The organism is Herminiimonas fonticola (genome assembly GCF_040395855.1).
Taxonomy (GTDB): domain Bacteria; phylum Pseudomonadota; class Gammaproteobacteria; order Burkholderiales; family Burkholderiaceae_D; genus Oxalicibacterium; species Oxalicibacterium fonticola_A.
Window position 1 is genome coordinate 1 of the sequence record NZ_JBEBPO010000138.1, and the last position, 4,347, is coordinate 4,347.

The following is a 4,347-nucleotide window of genomic DNA, read 5'->3' on the forward strand; positions in this document are numbered from 1 at the left end:
CCGGGAAACAGCACCTTGCTGAAAGTGCCGCTGTAGATAACGCGATCATTGCGATCCAGACTTTTCAGCGCTGGCAGCGGTCGTCCCTGGTAGCGGAATTCACTGTCGTAATCGTCTTCAATAATCCAGCTGCCGGCGCTACTCGCCCATTCCAGCAATGCCATCCGCCGTTCCAGCGACATCGTCACACCGAGCGGACTCTGGTGTGACGGCGTCACCATCGCGAACTTTGCATACGGACTGAGGCGCTTGCCTTCCTCGACGATCAAACCATGTTCATCCACCGGCACCGGTACCACCTTGACTGCGGCATTCTGCAAAAACGGACGCGCGAGAATATAGCCGGGATCTTCAAACCAGAATGCATCGCCGACAGTGGAAAGACTGCTTAATGTCAGTTCCAGCGTCGTGCGCAAGCCGGTTGTGATGAACACCTGCTCCGGCAGGCAGGTCACGCCGCGCGACACACCCAGATAAGTTGCAATCCGTTCACGCAAACGGTCGTCGCCGGCAGGATTCGGATAGCCAAGTCGCGCCGGTTCGCTGCCGCGCAGGCGATGCGCAACGATCCGGTTCCATACCTTGCGCGGAAATGCGTCCAGCGCAGGCAAACCCAGTTGCAGCGGCTTCGGCGCCTTGCCGTCGTGATCGAGAATGGCGGACACGGTTTGTCCCGGCATCACCGCTTGCGGCTTCAGAACGGCAGGCTGCGGCAGGGATGGCGAGACAACGGTGCCGGCGGCACCCCTGACCTGCAAATACCCTTCGTCGGTCAGGATGCGATAAGCCATTTCTACCGTGCCACGCGCAAGATTCAGTTCAATCGCCAGCGCCCGTACCGCAGGTACGCGATCGCCCGCATGCAGATGCCCCTGCTCAATTGCCGTCTTGAAACGCTGACAAATCTGCAGGTACATAGGCAATTCCAGCGTACGGTCTATGCTGAGATCGAGCCCGGCGGCAGGATGAAGCGCGGGATTTTTCATGGACTAGTCCTTTTTGCATTTCTTGGCCCTTCTAACATGGCCATGATATTCGCATACTACACATCAAGGAAACGCCAACTTATTTACCCTAACCTTCAACCCGATGTACTTAAACAAGGAGCTTCACATGCAAACTCGCCTCGACTTCTACACCGCCGACCCAGCCATCATGAAGGTACTGATCGGTGTTGAAAACCAGCTCGCCAAGGGCACACTCGACATCCTGCTCAAGGAACTGGTCCGCCTGCGCGCATCGCAAATCAACGGCTGCGCTTTCTGCCTGGACATGCACGTGACCGACGCAGTCAAAGCCGGCGAAACGCAACGTCGCCTGGCGACCGTCTCGGCCTGGCGCGAAACCCCTTTCTTCAGCGACCGTGAACGCGCCGCACTGGAATGGACAGAATCCCTGACGCTGATTTCGCAAAACCACGTACCGGATGCAGTATGGGAAGCAGTTCGCCCGCACTTCACCGATGCAGAGTTGATGGAACTGACTGCGCTGATCACGTCGATCAATAGCTGGAATCGCTTTGCGATCGCATTCCGCAAGATGCCTGCGTAATTATTGCCATCGCGTCGGCACCTTCAGTAACGAAACGAACAAGTCCCTCGCCCACACTCGAGCACATTCATTGGGCAGACATAGAAAGGTTTGACATGAAAATCCTCATCATCGGCGGCAGCGGCTTGATCGGTTCAAAAGTAGTCGCCAACCTTCGCCAGCTCGGCTATGAAGTGTTGGTCGGCTCGCCCAGCACCGGCATCAACACCATGACCGGCGAGGGACTGGCCGATGCAGTCAAAGGCGCACAAGTGGTCATCGATCTGAGCAACTCGCCTTCGTTTGAAGATCAGGCCGTGCTCGATTTCTTTGAAACATCGGGGCGCAATCTATTGGCTGCGGAAGCAGCAGCCGGCGTCAGGCATCACATCGCCTTGTCCGTCGTCGGCACCGAACGCATGCTGGAGAGCGGCTACTTCCGCGCCAAGATGGCGCAAGAAAATCTGATCAAGGCATCCAGGGTGCCCTACACCATCGTGCGCTCCACACAGTTCTTTGAATTCCTCGCCGGCATCGCGCAATACGGCACGGTCGGTAACGAGATTCGCCTGTCGCCAGCGCATGTACAGCCGATTTCATCCGATGACATTGCCGCAATCGTATCGGACACCGCACTGGCGCAACCGATCAACGACACCTTCGATGCCGCCGGCCCGGAAAAAGTCGGCCTGGCCGAATTGATGAAGCGTTATCTGAGCGCACTCGGCGACAGGCGCATCGTCGTCACTGATGCCAACGCAGCCTATTACGGCGCACAGATCAATGACCAATCGCTGACACCTATCGGTGAAGCACGTATCGCGACCACAGGATTTGCCGCCTGGCTCAGCAAGTCGCAATCGCCGCAATAAAACAGCGCTTATTTTTGGAGAAAACCATGCAGTCTCTGGTGGATATAAAACACATCGAAAACATCGGCGATCTGGAAGCATCGTTTGCCGTGATGAAAGAATTGCGACCGCATCTGCGTGATCGTGCGACTTACGCAGTACAGGTCGATCATCAGCGGGCGCAAGGTTATCGTCTGCTTGCCGCATGGCGCGACGGCGCCATCGTCGGCCTGGCCGGTTATCGCCTGATGGATAATTTGCTGTACGGTCGCTTTGTGTACGTCGATGATCTGGTAGTGACGGCAACCTTGCAACGCTCGGGACTCGGCGAACGCCTGCTGCAGACGGCACGGCAACAAGCCGTCGATTTGAATTGCGAACATTTTGTACTGGATACCGGCTTGCATATGGCACTGGCGCAGCGCTTTTACTTCCGCCAGGGCCTGCTTGCCCGCGGCATGCATTTCGTCGAACCGCTTACGCAGGAATCAGGGATATGACACGCATCCTGCTATTGAATAGCGGCCCGCACAGTGACGCCAGTCATGGTTATCGACTGGCGATGGAAACAATTGCCGCGCTGGGCATGGACAATGTGCAGATCACCGAACGCGACCTGGTGAAATCGCCCATTCCGCCTATCGGTCGCGATTACGCCATTGCCGTCACTTCGGACAGCGCACACAATGCGAAAGAATTCGATTGGTCGGAACGCCTGATTGTGGAGCTTGAGCAAAATGACATGCTGTTCATCGTCACGCCGATGCACAACTTCACCGTACCCGCCGCGCTGAAACTGTGGATCGATCATGTGATCCGCATCAACCGCAGCTTCCACGCGACGCCGCAAGGCAAGGTCGGACTGATGAAAGACCGTCCGACCTTCGTACTGGTCAGTTCTGGTGGCTTTCATGCGGGAGAGCGGGCGAAACAGGCTGATTTCCTGACACCGTATTTACGCTATGCGCTGGCATCGATCGGTATCAACAATGTGCATTTTTTCCCGCTGGAGGGACTGGTCTTCGGTCCGCAGGCAGTGGAGCGGGCGATGGACGAAGCGCGTCAGCAGCTATCCGTTCAGTTACCGTTGACAGCCGTGGAATGGGCCCAGTTACGCTGATTTGAAAACACTTATTTTTTGATGGCGCGCTTTTTGAGATGATCGACGATATCGACGGCAAGATACAGCCCGCCAAATACCCAGAGCGGCAGCGCAACACAGCATACGGCGTAAAGAAAGAAATCCATCGTTACCTCGCGAGTGATTTTCTATCATAGCGCAGGTTTCTGCTTTATGGGATAGGGTTGCTCATTCGCCACACATTTACGGATCAATCTGCATTCGGTAAATTTGAGACTCAGATCAGCCCAGCAATATCCACGCAAACCAGCCACCGACAGCGAGCAGCAATATGGACACCATGCGCTGTAATTGCCGCACATCCAATCCGGCCGCAGCACGCTGCCCGAAAAACGCCCCGATCAGCATGAGCAAGCCGCAGATCAGCGCAAGCCGGAAATCGAGCCGCCCTTCCAGTGCATGGACTGCGCTGCTGGCGAGTGCCACCGGCAACTGGATGGCTTGTGCCGCAACGATGGCAAATGAAACCGGCTGGCGCATCAGCATCAAAAGCGGAATGATCAATACCGGACCGCCGGTACCGGTCAGCGCCGATCCGCACCCGACCAAAGCACCCATCACGAACAAAACCGGGATGCTCAGGGCATCGGCATGTTTTGCAGCGACAGCCGGCGATTGCAATCCGCGCCATCCGGCGAACAGAACCAGCAGCATGACGCCCATCATCAACGTCGTGGCAGACAGCCAGTGCACGGTCAGCGCACCGGCCACGGCGCCGACCAATGCGCCAATAAGAAGTGGAATGCAGCGTATGACCAATTCCCGCTGGCGCAGCATGGGCTTCAAGGCAACCAGCGCGGGCAATGCAAATCCCAGAGATGCCGC

The 4,347-nt window shown here is 56.7% G+C and carries 6 protein-coding genes; 4 read left to right on the forward strand and 2 right to left on the reverse strand.

Going from position 1 to position 4,347, the window contains the following annotated elements; translation table 11 throughout:
* On the reverse strand, nt 1–986 hold a 986-nt coding region (locus ABWP27_RS12360; protein ID WP_353157292.1), incomplete at its 3' end, for an aminotransferase-like domain-containing protein.
* 127 nt (nt 987–1,113) lie between these two features.
* Between ABWP27_RS12360 and ABWP27_RS12365 the strand changes: the two genes are divergently transcribed.
* From ABWP27_RS12365 to ABWP27_RS12380, 4 genes are all read left to right on the forward strand, one after another.
* On the forward strand, nt 1,114–1,551 hold the full coding sequence (locus ABWP27_RS12365; RefSeq protein ID WP_353157295.1) for a carboxymuconolactone decarboxylase family protein: 438 nt from the start codon (nt 1,114–1,116) through the stop codon (nt 1,549–1,551).
* Between the two features lie 95 nt (nt 1,552–1,646).
* Entirely contained in the window at nt 1,647–2,402 is a 756-nt protein-coding gene (locus ABWP27_RS12370) for an SDR family oxidoreductase (RefSeq protein WP_353157297.1), read from the forward strand.
* A gap of 26 nt (nt 2,403–2,428) precedes the next feature.
* Complete coding sequence (locus ABWP27_RS12375) at nt 2,429–2,881, forward strand: GNAT family N-acetyltransferase (RefSeq protein ID WP_353157299.1); 453 nt, start codon at nt 2,429–2,431, stop codon at nt 2,879–2,881.
* Nucleotides 2,878–3,501: an FMN-dependent NADH-azoreductase gene (locus ABWP27_RS12380; RefSeq protein ID WP_353157302.1), complete on the forward strand. Its 624-nt coding sequence runs from the start codon at nt 2,878–2,880 to the stop codon at nt 3,499–3,501. The genes ABWP27_RS12375 and ABWP27_RS12380 overlap by 4 nt, the downstream gene beginning before the upstream one ends.
* A gap of 243 nt (nt 3,502–3,744) precedes the next feature.
* On the opposite strand, the gene ABWP27_RS12385 is transcribed toward ABWP27_RS12380, so the two are convergent.
* The coding region (locus tag ABWP27_RS12385; RefSeq protein WP_353157305.1) for a sulfite exporter TauE/SafE family protein at nt 3,745–4,347 on the reverse strand (603 nt) is incomplete at its 5' end.